General features: G+C 38.5%; 15 protein-coding genes. 7 read left to right on the top strand and 8 right to left on the bottom strand.

Annotated features, from left to right (window positions below):
• Positions 1-34: 34 nt before the first annotated feature.
• The 3 genes from AC0L3W_RS05120 to AC0L3W_RS05110 form a co-directional block, all read right to left on the bottom strand.
• The gene (locus AC0L3W_RS05120) at positions 35-1,033 is read right to left on the bottom strand and encodes a TRAP transporter substrate-binding protein (RefSeq protein ID WP_409439501.1); all 999 of its coding nucleotides are present in this window, start codon (positions 1,031-1,033) and stop codon (positions 35-37) included.
• Between the two features lie 341 nt (positions 1,034-1,374).
• Positions 1,375-2,094: a PEP-CTERM sorting domain-containing protein gene (locus tag AC0L3W_RS05115; protein ID WP_409439502.1), complete on the bottom strand. Its 720-nt coding sequence runs from the start codon at positions 2,092-2,094 to the stop codon at positions 1,375-1,377.
• A gap of 204 nt (positions 2,095-2,298) precedes the next feature.
• Positions 2,299-3,612, bottom strand: coding sequence for an Hsp70 family protein (locus tag AC0L3W_RS05110; RefSeq protein ID WP_409439503.1), 1,314 nt, complete (start codon positions 3,610-3,612; stop codon positions 2,299-2,301).
• A gap of 363 nt (positions 3,613-3,975) precedes the next feature.
• Between AC0L3W_RS05110 and AC0L3W_RS05105 the strand changes: the two genes are divergently transcribed.
• The 4 genes from AC0L3W_RS05105 to AC0L3W_RS05090 all read left to right on the top strand — a co-directional run bounded on the left by AC0L3W_RS05105 (position 3,976) and on the right by AC0L3W_RS05090 (position 8,242).
• Positions 3,976-4,590, top strand: coding sequence for an ANTAR domain-containing response regulator (locus AC0L3W_RS05105; RefSeq protein ID WP_290038197.1), 615 nt, complete (start codon positions 3,976-3,978; stop codon positions 4,588-4,590).
• 235 nt (positions 4,591-4,825) lie between these two features.
• Positions 4,826-6,211 carry a CmpA/NrtA family ABC transporter substrate-binding protein gene (locus tag AC0L3W_RS05100; RefSeq protein ID WP_290038198.1) on the top strand — a complete coding sequence of 462 codons (1,386 nt, stop codon included), beginning with the start codon at positions 4,826-4,828 and terminating at the stop codon, positions 6,209-6,211.
• Between the two features lie 152 nt (positions 6,212-6,363).
• On the top strand, positions 6,364-7,359 hold the full coding sequence (locus AC0L3W_RS05095; RefSeq protein ID WP_409439504.1) for an ABC transporter permease: 996 nt from the start codon (positions 6,364-6,366) through the stop codon (positions 7,357-7,359).
• 46 nt (positions 7,360-7,405) lie between these two features.
• Positions 7,406-8,242, top strand: a complete 837-nt coding sequence (locus AC0L3W_RS05090; protein WP_290038200.1) for an ABC transporter ATP-binding protein — start codon at positions 7,406-7,408, stop codon at positions 8,240-8,242.
• A 63-nt stretch (positions 8,243-8,305) separates the two neighbouring features.
• Here the strand turns inward: AC0L3W_RS05090 and trhA are convergent, their stop codons facing one another.
• Entirely contained in the window at positions 8,306-8,932 is a 627-nt protein-coding gene (gene trhA, locus AC0L3W_RS05085; RefSeq protein WP_290038201.1) for a PAQR family membrane homeostasis protein TrhA, read from the bottom strand.
• 79 nt (positions 8,933-9,011) lie between these two features.
• Here trhA and AC0L3W_RS05080 point away from each other — a divergent pair, with 79 nt between their 5' ends.
• Positions 9,012-9,926, top strand: a complete 915-nt coding sequence (locus AC0L3W_RS05080; RefSeq protein WP_409439505.1) for a M14 family metallopeptidase — start codon at positions 9,012-9,014, stop codon at positions 9,924-9,926.
• On the opposite strand, the gene AC0L3W_RS05075 is transcribed toward AC0L3W_RS05080, so the two are convergent.
• The 4 genes from AC0L3W_RS05075 to AC0L3W_RS05060 form a co-directional block, all read right to left on the bottom strand.
• Positions 9,923-10,648 (bottom strand): pseudouridine synthase, encoded by a 726-nt coding sequence (locus AC0L3W_RS05075; RefSeq protein WP_409439506.1) that lies wholly within the window; start codon positions 10,646-10,648, stop codon positions 9,923-9,925. The two genes, AC0L3W_RS05080 and AC0L3W_RS05075, sit on opposite strands and share 4 nt — an antisense overlap.
• 48 nt (positions 10,649-10,696) lie before the next feature.
• Positions 10,697-11,512, bottom strand: a complete 816-nt coding sequence (locus AC0L3W_RS05070; RefSeq protein ID WP_409439507.1) for a PhzF family phenazine biosynthesis protein — start codon at positions 11,510-11,512, stop codon at positions 10,697-10,699.
• A 195-nt stretch (positions 11,513-11,707) separates the two neighbouring features.
• On the bottom strand, positions 11,708-12,826 hold the full coding sequence (gene gcvT / locus AC0L3W_RS05065; protein ID WP_290038207.1) for a glycine cleavage system aminomethyltransferase GcvT: 1,119 nt from the start codon (positions 12,824-12,826) through the stop codon (positions 11,708-11,710).
• 64 nt (positions 12,827-12,890) lie between these two features.
• Complete coding sequence (locus tag AC0L3W_RS05060; protein WP_290038209.1) at positions 12,891-13,511, bottom strand: helix-turn-helix domain-containing protein; 621 nt, start codon at positions 13,509-13,511, stop codon at positions 12,891-12,893.
• A 336-nt stretch (positions 13,512-13,847) separates the two neighbouring features.
• Here AC0L3W_RS05060 and gcvH point away from each other — a divergent pair, with 336 nt between their 5' ends.
• Together gcvH and gcvP are read left to right on the top strand one after the other, a co-directional pair.
• Positions 13,848-14,225 carry a glycine cleavage system protein GcvH gene (gene gcvH, locus AC0L3W_RS05055; protein WP_290038211.1) on the top strand — a complete coding sequence of 126 codons (378 nt, stop codon included), beginning with the start codon at positions 13,848-13,850 and terminating at the stop codon, positions 14,223-14,225.
• Positions 14,226-14,340: 115 nt separating this feature from the next.
• Positions 14,341-17,256, top strand: coding sequence for an aminomethyl-transferring glycine dehydrogenase (gene gcvP, locus AC0L3W_RS05050; RefSeq protein WP_409439508.1), 2,916 nt, complete (start codon positions 14,341-14,343; stop codon positions 17,254-17,256).
• Positions 17,257-17,320 lie beyond the last annotated feature (64 nt).

The raw sequence follows: 17,320 nt of genomic DNA, 5'->3' as shown, positions 1-17,320 counted from the left end.
GTGAATCTTACAAGGATGCTCAAGTTAAAGATTATTAATTATTTGATGCTTGAGCTGCTTCAAGCAGATCACTACCAATATCTTTTTCAAACTTTTTCCAAACTGGTTTTAATGCAGTTACCCATTGTTGACGTTGCTCAGCCGTTAAAGTGCGCACCACGCCACCCGCTTTAATAATGTTTTGTTTATTTAACTCATTAACTGCTGTTGATTCGCTATTACGTACTTCTGTTACCTCTTTTAAAATAGTCGCGAGTTGTTCACGCATATCATCTGGTAATCCATCCCACCAATCGCCGGAAGTGACTACTAAGTAATCTAAGATGCCGTGATTACTTTCTGTCACCCCATCTTGCACTTCAAAGAATTTTTTACCGTACGTGTTTGACCATGTGTTTTCTTGACCATCAATAACTTTAGTTTGTAGACCACCGTAAACCTCTTTAAAAGACATTTTCTGAGGGTTCGCACCTAACTGTTCAAATTGAGCAACCAATACGTCAGAGGCTTGTACGCGGAATTTCAACCCCTTGGCATCCTCAGGTAATAATAATGGCTTATTCGCCGATAATTGCTTCATCCCGTTGTGCCAAAACTCTAAGCCTTTTAAACCTCGACGGTTCATTGCATTCTTCAATTTGTCACCTGCATCAGAGTTTTGAAAACGATCGACAGCGGCAACATCATCAAACAAGAATGGAAGGTCAAAGATGCGGAACTTCTTAGTGATTTTTTCAAATTTAGATAGAGAAGGCGCTGCTAATTGAACGTCCCCATTTAACAAAGCTTCTAGCACTTGATTATCATCGTATAATGTAGAATTAGGGAACACTTGCATACAGGCTTTACCGTTCATTTCTTCATTTACACGCTTTTCTAATAGTGAAGCAGCTACCCCTTTCGGGTGTTTATCTGCATTGGTAACATGACTAAACTTAATAACCATTTCGCCTGGGTCACAATTTGCATAAGCTTGTGTTCCTGATAGCAATGCAGCACTACATAGTGAAATAACAGTGAATTTTTTTAACATGTGAAGCTCCTATATCCATATGATGCGCAGTAATGCGCGGCTTTTATTAAGTGATCGAACCGATCACAAATTTTGTTAATATAGAACAGGTATAGCAATGCTCAGGCCAACATTAATAAATGGTGTTCGCGCTAGTATTTACGGTACTTAAGCGAGCTTTAAAAGAATTTTAATTCGACTGGCGATATACTAATGGGTGGAAATTCACCCATTGAAAATAGTGTAATGAGTCAGAACCCATCATTATCAAGGGGACTGTTAGGAAGATAGGAATTTTTATCTCAAACAATAAAAAAGGCCACCGAAGTGACCTTAAATAGGAGAATGATTATTATTGTTTTTTAGCTATTATGCTGTTTACGTCTCGCACTCACTAAGCCAATTAACCCCATCGCAAACACTGCAAGTGTGGTTGGCTCAGGTACTGAAGTTATTGCGCTAGTAAAGTCGATATTACTAAGTGCACCAGACCCGAAAAAGTTAATTTCAATTGAGTAAACATCCGCCACATCAAAGTACAAACGGTCCCAAGTATTATTACCTCCGGTATAAGGTGTATAGAATTCATCAATGCTTAGTTCATCACCATCAATATCAAATAAATGAATGGCATTATTACTCGTTGATTCATCATATTCTACATCAAAGAAGTCAATACTATTTAACGTAACACTTTCTGAGAAATCGATCGTGAAATATCCCGCAGGACGACTTCCTTCATCATCAGGGTTACTACAAGTAGATGCATCACATGTACTTGGGTTTTCATGAATAACGAGCACATTACCAGGATCAGAAATACCTAAATTCGAGTTATTAACATTTGTAAAAGGTGACTCTAAGTCAGGATCGGCTGTCTTGTTTAAAGAAGTATCAAATACTACTGCTAAGTTAGACTCTTTTTGATCTACATTATAACCATTAATAGTCACACCATAAGATGATGAATATTCATCATCAACACGTGTCCCGTTATCTAATTCATCAAATGTGATAGTCGTTGCCGACGCAAGTGGTGCTACAACAGTTGATGCTAATATCATCCAATATTTAAAACTCATCGTTACTCCTTAACATTATTATGATTTCCATAATATTTATGTTCCTTATTATCATTGTCCAAACATAATTATATCTGGATTAACGAAAAAACCTTATATGTCAATAGTAATAATTATTTAACATAATTTGACTATTTCTGTTAAGCGCAATGTTTAAGAAAGCTATTTAGCCTTAAAATCACTTATTAAGAGGTAGCTTCAATATTAGGCATATAATCGCTGTGCTTTTATTAAAGCACCGAATACAACTGAGCTGAATGCATCGGCAACATTAATATCAACATCAGAATAACGTTGTCCAAGTGCTTCTTGAACGAGCGGTGATAGCCCCATACCACCGGTCAAGTAAATGATTTCGGGGTGTTTACCTGCATCTGTGATGGCCTCATCGATCATCACAAACATTTTATCCAACCAATTAACCATAGTTTCAGAGACTTGTTGACGTTCAACGGTCAAACTCAAGGTACTTTCTATAAACGACAAGGATAGCTCTGTCTGATCTTTATTACTCAGATTGATTTTTGCAGATTCAATAGCATGCATTAATTGATGCGTTAAACGTTGTTTTTGTACACGTTGTAATCGCATTAACGGTAATGGGTCTTCACTTTCAAAAATGTATTCTGAGATCAATTTAGCCCGTGCAGGTGAATAAAACTCACCCATTAGAGGAATATTATCGATATCGTAAACACCTGAAAACAACATATTAGGGATGGCTCGTCCAGTCTCGGTACGGCCACCACGACCAAACAATGGGGAAACGATGCCTGCAGCTAATGACTTATCAGATACAATCCCACCTTGTCTAATCCCTTTAGTAGCAAATATATCTGCAGCTCTATCTAATTGAGTCGCTTTTTCCTGACTTAACTGGCAGAAAGTAACATCTGAAGTACCACCACCTAAATCCACAACCATCGCATCTGTTACTTTATTAATACTTTGTTCGAAATGATAAGCTGCTGCTAAAGGTTCGTGTATGAAATCGACCTCAGTAAAGCCTACTTTGCGCGCTGCTCGTAACATAAGTGCTTCTGCTTGTTGATTACCCAATTCACCCATAGTTGAATGATAGTTAACTGGCCGAGCAATCACCGCTTTAGTAATCACTTGTGATAACTGCTTTTCAGCACACTGTTTTAAATAAGATAAAAAACGTACCACTAAGGTTTCAAAGCTATCTAACAGACGCTTTGGGATTTTAGCTCCAAGAAAGTTTTTAGGGCTATTCACATACCTTCCTTCATGAGGCGTTTCTAAAAAGGCGTTAAACCCTCGTTCACCAAATAAGATCTCTCCAGCGGATAACATATCATTTAATGTCTGTTCATTAGCTTTGGCATCATGGCTATCAGCACCAGACTCATCGTGGGCAAGATAAATTGCAGAACGTATTTTGTAAGGGTTTTCACTGTTTTCATCAACAACAATTAAGGTCGGTAAATTATCAACTAGCGCAGCAACTGCACAATTACTTGTTCCAAAATCGATTCCAATAAAATCAGCTGTCATAAAAATTCCTAATGCGAAAAATAAAAGTGCGAGATATTACCTTATCCATCAATAAAGTCATCTACATTGAACCGGAAATACTGATAAACACAGCTTGTTAGCTTAATTTACACGCAACAAAGAAGGCAACAAATAGACAAACAACTTATTCTTTATGAGTAATGCCCTGATTTAGTGCGTAAACATTTTTTTGTCGTATGATGGTGCGGAATCACTCATCAAAAGGTGAATCTAAAATACCGAATTAAGATTAAACGCATGATTTTAAAAAGAATTTAAAACATGGCATTCATCGTGCTATGTTTCAGGAAGAACAACCTTGTTAATTAAATGTTAAAATGGATTTTAATGGAGGTAATAGCAATGGACGCGTTAACCAATTCTCGACCTAACCTTACTGTATTATTAATAGAAGACAGGCCTAATCAACATTCTGAATTGAAAAGTTACCTCATCCACCTCAATTATACTATTCGTTTACACATTGATACCCAACAAGCTATTTCATCTACTTGCACTGATATCAGCGCCGACATAATAATCATAAACACACATACTCCTAGTAATCATATTTTAAAAGAACTCTCCAATATCGATAAACTAGCACCCTTACCTGTATTAGTTTTTGCCCAGCAAGATGCACGAGAAATGATTCAATCGACATTAAAAGCAGGCGTCAGTGCCTATATCGTTGGCAATATACAAATGAGCAGATTAACCTGTCTTATCGATGTGGCTATAGAGCGTTTTAACCAACGCCAATTGTTAATCGCAGAACTTAAGAAGACCAAAACGCAATTGGCAGATAGAAAAATAGTAGAAAGAGCAAAAGGTTATATCATGCAAGAAAAGCAAATAACTGAACAACAAGCTTTTAAGTTATTACGGAATATGGCAATGAATAATGGACAATCATTAGCAGCTATTTCAAAAAACATAATTGAAGTTTATAACATGCTCGAGCACAACATGAAGTAACCTCAAAGTATCAGATAAATATTCACAATTTTACCGTGTAATTTTGTTATCAACGGCGATAACAAGGTAAACAGAAATATCCTTTACTTTTAATAATAGTGAAGGCTATCAAAGCATAGACAAAGATGTTTATGCTCTAAAGAGCAACGGCGCTCATTAATTACCTAAAATTTTAGGTGATTAGTGGGCGCTTTTTTTTGCATAAAAAACGACTATACAATAAAAGGATTTTATAATGAGTTGGATTAAACCAGTTAAGTTTGTCGCTAAAAAGCTAGCATTGAGCATTGCAATTTCGGCAACTGTTATCTCTTATTCTCAAGCTGATAAAATAGGCTATCCAGAAAAAGAGGAACTGAAATTTGGTTTTATTAAATTAACCGATATGGCACCCATTGCGATTGCTTATGAAAATGGTTACTTCGAAGATGAAGGGCTGTACGTAACCATTGAAGCCCAAGCAAACTGGAAAGTGCTATTAAATGGCTTGATTGATGGAAGTTTAGATGGTGCACACATGCTAGCCGGCCAGCCAATAGCAGCAACCATGGGCTTCGGTACTAAAGCACATATCATTACCCCTTTCTCAATGGATTTGAATGGTAATGCGATTACTGTTTCAAATGAGATTTGGGAAAAAATGAAGCCTAATATTCCTAAGCAAGCCGATGGTAGACCTGTCCACCCTATTAAAGCAGATGCATTAAAGCCAGTAGTAGAATCATATAAAGCTGAAGGAAAGCCCTTCAATTTAGGCATGGTATTCCCAGTATCCACACATAACTATGAACTAAGATATTGGCTAGCTGCTGGTGGTATTCATCCAGGTTTCTACGCACCACACAAAGGCGATACCAGCGGTCATATTGATGGGGATGCTATCTTGTCGGTCACTCCACCACCACAAATGCCCTCGACTTTAGAAGCTGGCACCATTTATGGTTACTGTGTAGGTGAACCATGGAACCAACAAGCTGTATTTAAAGGTATTGGTGTACCAGTGGTCACCGATTATGAGATATGGAAAAACAACCCAGAAAAAGTATTCGGTTTAACTGCTGAGTTTGCTGAGAAATACCCTAATACGACTATCCGACTAACCCGTGCATTAATACGTGCAGCAATGTGGTTAGATGAGAATGACAATGCTAACCGTCCTGCCGCTGTGAAAATTCTCTCGCAATCTAACTACGTAGGCGCTGATTATGAAGTAATTGCAAACAGCATGACAGGTACATTTGAATATGAAAAAGGCGATAAACGTGACGTCCCTGATTTCAACGTATTCTTTAGACACAATGCAACTTACCCATACTACTCAGATGCAATTTGGTACTTAACGCAAATGCGTCGTTGGGGTCAAATCTCAGAGCAGAAATCTGATGATTGGTACAAGGACTTAGCGAAAAAAGTATATCGCCCTGACATCTATCAAGTTGCAGCTCAATCCTTAATTGACGAAAAAATGGCAGATGCAAAAGACTTTCCTGATTTCACTACAGAAACAGGTTACCGAGCACCTCAACAACACTTTATCGATGATTTAGTGTATGACGGCAACACACCAAATGCTTACATCGATGCATTTGAAATTGGACTTAAAAAGAGCGACAAGCTCTAAATTAAGTTTAGGTAAAGTAATAAACAGTTAAGAAAGTAAGACCAATCACTTTCAATCAATACATTTAGTTGAAGGTGATTGGTAAGCATCTTAGGTTCTGTCTTAGACAAGATAGAACCTAAGTATAAAGCGTTAAACAAGGAATAGTTATAATGACGACTAGCTCAGTAAGTAGCAAATCAACCCTTTCATCGCCAACAAACGTGAAGCTAAAACAGTTTGTTAAAAGTGCAACGAAGATACTTGCCCTACCATTGTTAGGTATCATGGTCTTTTTGTTGTTATGGAGTATTGCAGCAAAAAATATACATACTTCATTAGGTGAATTCCCCGGTCCAAATGCAGTACTTAACCAATTTAGCTCCCTCTATAATGAACATACTGCGGAAAGAGATAAAGCTGAAAAATTTTACGAGCGCCAAGAAATTCGTAATGCAAAACGAATAGAATCAGATCCTACTTATGTCCCAAAAATTAGAAAATATACTGGTAAAGAAACCTTTTTAGATCAGATCATCACCAGTTTAATTACCGTAACAAGTGGTTTCTTACTAGCAGCAATTATTGCTATTCCATTAGGTATCGCCATGGGGTTAAGTAAAAACCTTAACTCAGCCATCAATCCTATTATTCAAATATTTAAACCGGTTTCGCCATTAGCTTGGTTACCACTGGTTACTATGGTCGTGAGTGCACTTTATGTATCGAACGACCCATTAGTATCAAAGTCATTTGTTAATTCACTACTAACTGTAACATTATGTAGTTTATGGCCTATGGTAATTAATACCTCTATTGGTGTGTCATCGCTGGATCAAGACTTAAAAAATGTAAGTCGTGTCTTACGTTTACCAATATTGACGCATATTCGAAAAATTGTATTACCAGCTTCTGTGCCAATGATATTTACCGGTATGCGTTTATCTTTTGGTGTGGCTTGGATGGTACTTATTGCCGCAGAAATGTTAGCGCAAAACCCAGGTCTAGGAAAATTTGTATGGGATGAATTCCAAAACGGCAGTTCAGATTCTTTAGCGCGCATTATGGCAGCAGTTATCGTGATTGGTTTCATTGGTTTTATCTTAGATAGAGGCATGTTACAGCTACAGCGCCTTGCATCTTGGGATAAATCTGCAACAACAGTTTAATAAGCGTTGCATAACAGTAGCAACATTAGAAATGTAAGGAACAAAAATGAGCACATTACTTGATATAAGCCATATTGACATGGTTTTCCCGACACCAACAGGCGGTTTTACAGCGCTAAAAGATGTTGATCTAAAAATTAAAAAAGGTGAGTTCGTTTCATTAATCGGCCACTCAGGCTGTGGCAAATCAACAGTATTAAATGTAGTTGCAGGTCTTTATCAAGCAACGACTGGTGGTGTTATTTTAAGTGGTAAAGAAGTAACAGAGCCAGGTCCAGAGCGCGCTGTTGTTTTCCAGAATCATTCATTACTACCTTGGTTAACGGCTTATCAGAATGTAGAACTAGCCGTTGAACAGGTTTTTGGTTCAAAAATGAGTAAACAAGAAAAGAAAGAATGGATTGAGCACAATTTGAAATTAGTGCACATGGATCATGCTATGTACAAACGCCCAAACGAAATTTCTGGAGGCATGAAACAACGGGTTGGTATTGCTCGCGCTCTAGCGATGCAACCAGAAGTATTGCTAATGGATGAGCCATTTGGTGCCTTAGATGCATTGACTCGTGCACACATGCAGGATTCATTGATGGAAATTCAAAATGAATTAAACAACACCGTAATTATGATCACTCATGATGTGGATGAAGCTGTACTATTGTCAGATAGAATTGTGATGATGACCAATGGGCCAAGTGCGACCATAGGTGAAATATTAGAAGTCGATTTGGAGCGTCCTCGCGACCGCTTAAGTCTATCTAAGGACCCACATTACAATCGTTTACGTTCAGATGTATTAACCTTCTTGTATGAAAAACAACGTAAGGTTGAAACTATTAAAAGCAAGACAGTTAGCACCGCTTCGCAAACTAAAACTGCGTAGAAAAAGTTAACCGTAAAATATCACCATAATAGAGGGCTTTATTGCCCTCTATTACATCAAAAATTATCTCACGTAGAAAGCAATGGAAATAAAGTGACTAATCGACCCCATTAAAACAAATAGATGCCAAATACCATGCGCATGCCTTAGCTTTTTAAAGTCATCCAGTACATAAAATATCACCCCTAACGTATAGGCTACACCTCCAACTGTTAACCAGATAATACCTCCGCCGGGAATAACCTTCATCAAGGCTGAATACTTGAAAACACAAACCCACCCCATGGCGAGATAAATTAAAATTTGTAACCACTCTATTCTCTGTTTAATCACAATATCCATGATTAAACCGAAAAACGCCAGTCCCCATACAACTGACAACATCAATAACCCATCGTCCCCTTGTAAAGACAACAACATATATGGCGTATAAGTCCCAGCAATCAACAGATAAATACAGACATGGTCTAGAGTTTGAAAGATCTTTTTAAGGTTAGCCGGCTGTAAACTATGATATAGCGTGGACATGGTATAAAGCAAAACCAAGGTCGCACCAAAGACGCTAAAACCAACAATAATTCGCCAATGATCCTGTTGTAATGCAATAGTTAACAGAGCGCCCAAACCAATTAATGCTAAAATAGCGCCGATTAAATGTGTAATACTATTAAACTTTTCGCCGTAATACATTAAAGTCTCCTGTACTTTCAACTAGTAAGATGATTTATTGACAAGCTGTGCCATACCAATAAAACGATAAGGAAATGATATGACAGAAAATACATTTTACCCCATTGGAAATTCAGGGGTGCCATGGTCAGACAAAGAGAAACAACAATGGTTTAATCAAACGGTTAAATCACGTTCATATCTGCAACAAGTCGTCAGTGAATTAACAGCGTTAAATGCTGATTTTACTTTAACTCAGTATGGTGAATTAACGATTAACCCAACGCAATACCCGCTTTACGCATTAACTTCTTTAAATTGGGATAACAGCAAACCTATCATTTTGATCACTGGCGGTGTCCATGGTTATGAAACAAGTGGTGTTCATGGTGCGATAGCCTTTTTAAAAGAGCAAGCGAAAAATTATGAAGGACGATGTAATATTGCCGTCCTTCCTTGCATCAGCCCTTGGGGGTATGAGCATATTTTACGTTGGAATCCCTACGCCGTGGATCCAAATCGTTCTTTTGTTGAAAATAGTATTAGTGAAGAGGCTGCCAAAGCAATGCAATTTGTTGCCTCATTAGATGGTGAAATTGCGCTACATATCGACTTACACGAAACTACAGATTCAGATGAAAGTGAATTTAGGCCAGCTCTCGCCGCTCGAGATGGTGATGATTACATACCAGGTTCAATTCCAGATGGCTTTTATTTAGTGGGTGACAGTGAAAATAAACAAGTCGCTTTCCAAACAGCGATCATTGAATCAGTGAAAAAAGTCACTCATATTGCACCTGCTGACTCAAAGGGAGAGATCATAGGCTCAAAACAGGAAGGTGAAGGTATAATTAACTATGCGGTTAAATCACTGCGTTTATGTGCAGGTATGACCAATGCCCCTTATACCACCACAACAGAAGTATACCCAGACAGTGAAAAAGCCACCTCCGAAGAGTGTAATAAAGCACAAGTCTGTGCGGTTACAGCCGCAATCGATTATATCCTAGCTTAAAAAGAGCTCACTTCCAGTGGTGTTAGATAACGCCACTGTCCTAACTCTACATCCAGTTTAACTTGCCCTATTTGTTCTCGGTGTAAGCCAACAACACGGTTGCCCACTGCCGCAAACATCCGCTTAACTTGATGAAACTTACCTTCAGTAATGGTTAACAATACTTGTTGTTCTGTTATTATTTCAACGACTGCAGGTTGTGTTAACTCCTGTTCACCTTGTAATTGAATTCCATATTTAAATGTTTTAATTAATTCAGACTTAAAAGGTTTAGATAAAGTCACTCGATAAACTTTAGGACATAAATTAGTGGGTAAGGTAATGCTGAAGGTCCAACGGCCATCGTCAGTAATCAAAATTAAACCTGTGGTGTCTGCATCTAACCGTCCTGCAATATGCAGTTCGTCTAAATACAGTTTGTTTACATTCAACGTCTCCAAACCATTAGTACATCGATCTTCAGTTAATAGATTTAAGGCAGACGGATACACTTCATCAACATTAGAACAAATAGTATTAGCAGGTTTGTTCATCAACATATAACGAAATGGCCTTGCTACCAAACGTTGGTTTGCAAAGACCACGAGATTATTCTCATGTACTTGCTGCGCAACTTGTTGTACAACTTCACCGTTAACCATCACATCACCAGCTTCTATAACCTGTTTGGCTTGTTGATTGGTAAGTTCAGTACTTTTAATGACAAATTTATCTAACCGCATTAACCCTCTATTTTACAATATATCCCACAAACCACTAAGTGACATCACTTAAACAATTATTTTACCCTTCAAGTATAATACCGCATAACCAGAGACTAAGATTCGTTCCCCCTTAATGCTGCAATACAATGTGCCACCTCTTTGTGACGCTTGAAAAGCCACTAGAGATTGTTTATTTAACACTTTCGCCCAGTACGGGGCAAGACACGCATGAATAGAGCCAGTAACAGGGTCTTCATCTCCACCATTAGCAGGCCAAAAATAACGAGAAATAAAATCATATTGGGCTAGGTCTTTGTGATTTTGGCATTGCTTACTAGCAGTAACAACAACATCAAAAGGCGCTAACTGCTCTAACAGGTGAGACTGATAAGTTATGTTTAATACATCATCCATTGAAGCGAGTACAACAACATAAGCTTGACGGTTTTTTAGTACCTGTAAAGGCTTAATGGATAAACCTTCAATTAAAACCATTGGTGGCTGATCTAACAACACCGGAGACTGATTAGGAAAGCTCATTTCAATGCGTTGATCATCAAGTTGTTGCACTGTTAATTTGCCCACTTGTGAGGTAACAAACTCGATATCACCTGTAATAGCCAAATGATGGTAAAGCACAAACGCACTCGCCAATGTCGCGTGTCCACAAAAATCTATTTCAGTTAAAGGCGAAAACCAACGAATTTCATAACACCCCTTTGTAACTTCCACAAAGAAGGCTGTTTCAGACAAATTATTTTCGATAGCAATTTTTTGCATTAAGGCATCGTCAATCCACTTTGTTAAAGGCACTACTGCTGCTGAATTGCCTTTAAACTGTTGTTCAGTAAATGCATCAACAACATAAATATCTAATTTCATTTAACTTTTTCCCGTGAATATAAAAGTAACAGTACATATTAAATGCAACCATTAATAAAGATACAGTTGAAATTATGACAAACAGCACAGACAGAATGGCATTTATTGCCTTTAAAATATAAAAGCAGACTAATGCCTGCTTTTTATAATATGATTTGAGTTAATAATGGCTTAATAGCAATAGGCTACATAGGCTTAACCACGAAAATAACTTTGTTCAACAAATGGCATTTTAGTGACAGTCATCGCTAGCTTTTTACCACGTACTTCTGCATATATGACTGACTCTAGCACTGCATACTCTGTTTTCACGTAAGCCATGGCAACAGGTAGGCCTTTAGTTGGCCCAAATGTTCCACTGGTTACTATACCAATTTCATTGTCATCAGAATCAAACAACACAGCCCCTTCACGCACGGGAGCTTTTGACTGCCCTACTAAACCAACACGCTTGCGACTCACTTGTTTCGTTGCTATTTGATCTAAGATGATTTCGCTACCAATAAAGCCACCTGCACGAATACCATCAGCACGTCGCGCTTTACTAATACCCCACAACAAACTTGCTTCTACAGGAGTAGTCGTGTCATCAAGATCATGGCCGTATAAGCATAATCCACACTCTAATCGTAATGAATCACGTGCCCCTAGGCCAATCCATTCAACTTCATCTTTTGCTAATAATACACGAGCTAACTCTTCAGCTTGTTCAGCAGGTACTGAAATTTCGTAACCGTCTTCACCCGTATATCCAGATCGACTCACGTAACATTCCACCCCAACTAATTCAAGCTTAACAGCATCCATAAACACCATGTCACTAACGCTTACATTTAGCTCAGATAAAATGTCTGCAGCTTTAGGTCCCTGTAAAGCCAATAACGCTCTATCTTCAATCACTTCTAATTTAATATCATCAGGGAGGTTAGCTTGCAAGTGTGCAATATCTTGCGTTTTACAGGCAGCATTAACAACCACAAATAGATGATCGCCAAAATTAGTTACCATTAAATCGTCACTAATACCGCCTTGCTCATTGGTAAAAAATGCATAACGTTGTTTACCCACTGGCAAATCAACAATATCAACAGGCACAAGCTTTTCTAAACTGCTCGCTGCATTCGCACCCGTTAGCCTTAACTGCCCCATGTGCGATACATCAAACAACCCAGCCGATTGACGACAATGTAAATGCTCTTTCTTAACACCTAACGCATATTGCACAGGCATATCATAACCAGCAAAAGGCACCATTCTTGCGCCCATTTCAATATGTAAAGCATGTAGAGGTGTAACTAATAATGGTTCAGACATTGAGTAGATCTCCATTCAAACGTTAAGTATGTAACCAGCTAACATTAAACTAATTATTCATTTTTTAAGATGCAGTAACCCATAGAATTTGCGCATCCTCTTCACTAACAGAGGCAAGCATATGCCCCATATTTGCATCGTAATAAACCGAATCACCTTCAACTAGGTTGACCGGCTCATAATATTCAGAGAAGAAGGTAATCTCCCCTTTTAATACTAATAAAAATTCTTCACCGTCATGACGTATCCAATCGCTATAATCATCAAAACTACGAGCACGTACCAATGACTTAAAAGGCATCATTTTTTTATTAGATAACTGTGTTGCTAATAACTCATGCTCATAAGTCGATGTAGGATGTGATTTTCCCAAATCATTACGAGTAATGTCTCTTCTACCTGTGGTATTCACTTTTTTAGGTGCGGCAAAAAGTTGTGGAATATTGATATCTAAACCATTTGTTAGTTTTTGCATTGCTTGAAAAGTAGGTGAGATTTGTTCATTTTCAATTTTTGATAGCGTAGAACGTGCTAAGCCTGTTTTTTGACTTGCTTCCTCTAACGTAAGCCCTAGCCCACGACGAATCTCTTTTAATCGATCACCGAGTTTAATAGGCGCGATATTTTCAGATGATTGATCCGTTGAAATTGTCATTGATGGATAAATATCTTGTTGATCAGTCATCACTGAAGTCCTTTATTTTTATGCTATTAACGTGGGACAGCACAATACTACAAACCAGTTAACTTACGCCAAAGAATTTATGTTTCCTTTTGGAAACTTATTTCACCCCATATTAATAAATTTTCTATAAATGTCCATATATTAAACGTTTATCTGAAAAACAATAGAATAAATCGGTACTTCTGACCAAATGGTTACCTATTTAAACAATAAATAAATTCACTATAGGAAACATTTGTTATTGATATCTTTTGTCAATATGGTAAAAATACACAAAATCGTCATGCGCTTCGACGCAACCTATAACTCAAACTGCATTTTAGCTAAGGGAACAATATGGAAGGCAACTTAAAATTCACGGAAACACACGAATGGGTATTAGACAACGGTGATGGAACAATCACTATGGGTATCTCTAACCAAGCTCAAAAGTTATTAGGTGATGTGGTATACGTAGATTTACCAGATGTAGGCGATGAAGCAGAAGCTGGTGAAGCCTTCTCACTTGTTGAATCAGTAAAAGCGGCATCTGATTTATACGCACCCGTGACTGGTGAAGTAGTAGAAATTAATGAAGAGCTCGAAGGTAGCCCAGAGCTAATCAATGAATCGCCTTACTCAGCAGGTTGGATCGTAAAAATCAAACTGTCTGATGCAGCAGAACTAGAAAATCTCTTATCTAGTGAAGCCTACCATGAAGCAAATGAAGAATAAGCACCTTACTTTTCTCTTCGCTCAGCATCAACTTTAAATAGATACAATGATAAGGCGGCGTCATTTGAACTCGCCTTTTTTTAAACACAACTTACTGCGACTGTTTAGGATGAATATGACTGCCAATACACTACTCGACTTATTAAGTGACCAACAAGAGTTTGCTACACGCCACAATGGGCCAGACTCAATTCAGCAACAAACGATGTTAAATGCCATTGGCGTTGATAGCTTAGATCAGCTTATTGACCAAACCGTCCCTGCTGCAATTCGTCTTAAAGACAAATTAAACCTTGCGCAACCGCAAAGTGAATCAGCTATGTTGGCATCATTAAAAAACATCGCAGAAAAGAACGTAGTAAACCGTAGCTTCATCGGGCAAGGTTACTACAACACATTAACACCTAACGTTATTTTACGTAACGTACTAGAAAATCCAGGTTGGTATACAGCTTACACCCCTTACCAACCAGAGATTTCACAAGGTCGTTTAGAGTCATTATTGAATTACCAGCAAGCAGTCATGGATTTAACAGCCATGGATTTAGCCAATGCTTCTTTATTAGATGAAGCAACCGCTGCTGCAGAATCAATGACACTAAGTAAACGTGCAAGTAAAAGCAAAAGTAACGCATTTTTTGTAAGTAATGACCTGCACCCACAAACCGTTGACGTAATTCGTACACGAGCTGAATATATTGGTTATGACATTATTACTGGTTCTGTTGAAGAACTAGATAATCACGATGTATTTGGAGCCATTCTACAGTACCCAAGTACCACAGGTAATGTAACCGACCTTTCTGAAGTCATTGCACAAGCACATAGTAAAAAAACGTTAGTAACGGTTGCTTCTGACCTATTAGCATTAACCGTATTAAAAGCACCAGGTGAGATGGGTGCCGACGTAGTCATCGGTAGCGCTCAACGTTTTGGTGTACCAATGGGCTTTGGTGGCCCACATGCAGGTTTCATGGCAACCCGAGATAAATTCAAACGTACCATGCCAGGCCGTGTTATCGGTGTATCAAGAGACAGTAAGGGCAAACAAGCACTGCGTATGGCAATGCAAACACGTGAGCAACATATCCGCCGTGAAAAAGCGACATCTAACATCTGTACTGCTCAGGCGTTACTCGCTAACATGGCAGCGTTTTACGCCCTTTACCATGGACCAGAAGGCTTATTAAAGATTGGTCGCCGAGTTCATCACTATACGGCAGTATTAGCCGCTGCACTGCAAAGTGAAGGGATCGAATTAGAGAACAATTCTTTCTTTGATACGCTAACCATTAATACTAATGAACACAGTAAAGCTATTTATCACCGAGCATTGGCTGAAGGAATGAACTTACGTAAATTCCCAAATACTGATACAAGCGCACTAGATAGTAACCCTGTTAAATTAGGTATTAGTTTAGACGAAACGACTACGGCAAAAGACGTTGAAGATTTGATTTTAGCCATCACAGGTAAAGCGTTAAGTATCAATGACTTTAGTGAAGCCATTGCAAAAGATGAATTTGCAGCTATTCCTGCAACGTGTCGCCGTACCAGCAAATACTTAACACACCCAGTTTTCTCAGCACATCATAGTGAAACACAAATGATGCGTTACATGAAAAAACTAGAAAATAAAGATTACTCATTAACTCACGGTATGATCCCACTAGGTAGCTGCACCATGAAGTTAAATGCAGCAGCTGAAATGCTACCAGTAACCTGGCCTGAATTTGGTCAAATGCATCCATTTGCACCAACAGAGCAAAGCTTTGGTTATCAAGAACTCGCTGAAAAGCTGTCAGCTATGTTATGTGAAATTACAGGTTATGATGGTATGTCATTACAACCTAACTCTGGTGCGCAAGGTGAATATGCAGGGTTAATTGCTATCCAGCGTTACCATGAAAGTAATGGTGATTCGCACCGTAATGTTTGTTTGATCCCAAGCTCTGCACATGGCACTAACCCTGCCTCTGCTGCAATGGTATCAATGAAAGTTGTTGTTGTTGGCTGTGATGATGAAGGTAATATCGACCATGCTGACCTTAAAGCTAAAATTGACAAACATCGTGACAATCTATCGTGCATCATGATCACCTACCCTTCTACACACGGTGTATATGAAGAAGCTATTCAAGAAGTATGTGACTGGGTACATGAAGCTGGTGGTCAAGTTTACCTAGATGGCGCGAACATGAACGCACAAGTAGGTTTGACAACACCAGGCTTTATCGGGTCTGATGTATCACACCTTAACTTACATAAAACATTCTGTATTCCACATGGCGGCGGCGGCCCAGGTATGGGACCAATCGGTGTTAAAGCTCACCTTATCCCTTTCTTACCAGGACACATTGAAGTTACTGAATCTGCAGATAACAAACATTATGCAGTATCTGCTGCTGAATTAGGTTCAGCGTCTATCTTACCTATTTCGTACGCTTACATTGCGATGATGGGAGAGCAAGGTTTAACACAAGCAACTAAGTTAGCTATCTTAAACGCTAACTACGTTATGGAACGTTTACGCCCTCACTACCCAGTATTATACCTAGGTAAAGAAGGCCGTGTTGCCCATGAATGTATTATTGATATTCGTCCAATCGAAGAACTATCTGGTATTTCAGGTGAAGATATCGCTAAACGTCTAATGGATTACGGGTTCCATGCGCCTACTATGTCATTCCCAGTAGCAGGTACATTGATGATTGAACCAACGGAGTCTGAAAATCTAACTGAATTAGATAGATTCTGTGATGCAATGATCGCAATCCGTAATGAAATAAAACAAGTAGAATCAGGTGAATATACACTAGAGGATAACCCACTTGTTAATGCACCGCATACACAAGTTGACCTAATGGAAACGGAATGGACACATGCTTATTCACGTGAAATAGCTTGCTTCCCATCTGAATTCAGCAAAGGTGCTAAATACTGGCCTTCAGCAAATCGAGTAGACAATGTCTTTGGTGATCGTAACTTGATCTGTTCTTGTCCAAGTATTGAAAGCTACATGGAAGACTAATAAGCCACTTAGTGGTATCGCTATACTTCAAAGTGTTCAAGCTTTTTGAACATATTATCTAAAC

It is taken from the genome of Psychromonas sp. KJ10-5 (assembly GCF_055808325.1).
The sequence above is the reverse complement of the archived record's forward strand: the minus strand, read 5'-3'. Positions and strand labels throughout refer to the sequence as shown.

Bases quoted from the DNA above. Each gene is read 5' to 3' on its own strand.
- AC0L3W_RS05120 (WP_409439501.1), bottom strand. From the start codon at position 1,033: ATGTTAAAAAAATTCACTGTTATTTCACTATGTAGTGCTGCATTGCTA.
- AC0L3W_RS05115 (WP_409439502.1), bottom strand. From the start codon at position 2,094: ATGAGTTTTAAATATTGGATGATATTAGCATCAACTGTTGTAGCACCA.
- AC0L3W_RS05110 (WP_409439503.1), bottom strand. From the start codon at position 3,612: ATGACAGCTGATTTTATTGGAATCGATTTTGGAACAAGTAATTGTGCA.
- AC0L3W_RS05105 (WP_290038197.1), top strand. From the start codon at position 3,976: ATGGACGCGTTAACCAATTCTCGACCTAACCTTACTGTATTATTAATA.
- AC0L3W_RS05100 (WP_290038198.1), top strand. From the start codon at position 4,826: ATGAGTTGGATTAAACCAGTTAAGTTTGTCGCTAAAAAGCTAGCATTG.
- AC0L3W_RS05095 (WP_409439504.1), top strand. From the start codon at position 6,364: ATGACGACTAGCTCAGTAAGTAGCAAATCAACCCTTTCATCGCCAACA.
- AC0L3W_RS05090 (WP_290038200.1), top strand. From the start codon at position 7,406: ATGAGCACATTACTTGATATAAGCCATATTGACATGGTTTTCCCGACA.
- trhA (WP_290038201.1), bottom strand. From the start codon at position 8,932: ATGTATTACGGCGAAAAGTTTAATAGTATTACACATTTAATCGGCGCT.
- AC0L3W_RS05080 (WP_409439505.1), top strand. From the start codon at position 9,012: ATGACAGAAAATACATTTTACCCCATTGGAAATTCAGGGGTGCCATGG.
- AC0L3W_RS05075 (WP_409439506.1), bottom strand. From the start codon at position 10,648: ATGCGGTTAGATAAATTTGTCATTAAAAGTACTGAACTTACCAATCAA.
- AC0L3W_RS05070 (WP_409439507.1), bottom strand. From the start codon at position 11,512: ATGAAATTAGATATTTATGTTGTTGATGCATTTACTGAACAACAGTTT.
- gcvT (WP_290038207.1), bottom strand. From the start codon at position 12,826: ATGTCTGAACCATTATTAGTTACACCTCTACATGCTTTACATATTGAA.
- AC0L3W_RS05060 (WP_290038209.1), bottom strand. From the start codon at position 13,511: ATGACTGATCAACAAGATATTTATCCATCAATGACAATTTCAACGGAT.
- gcvH (WP_290038211.1), top strand. From the start codon at position 13,848: ATGGAAGGCAACTTAAAATTCACGGAAACACACGAATGGGTATTAGAC.
- gcvP (WP_409439508.1), top strand. From the start codon at position 14,341: ATGACTGCCAATACACTACTCGACTTATTAAGTGACCAACAAGAGTTT.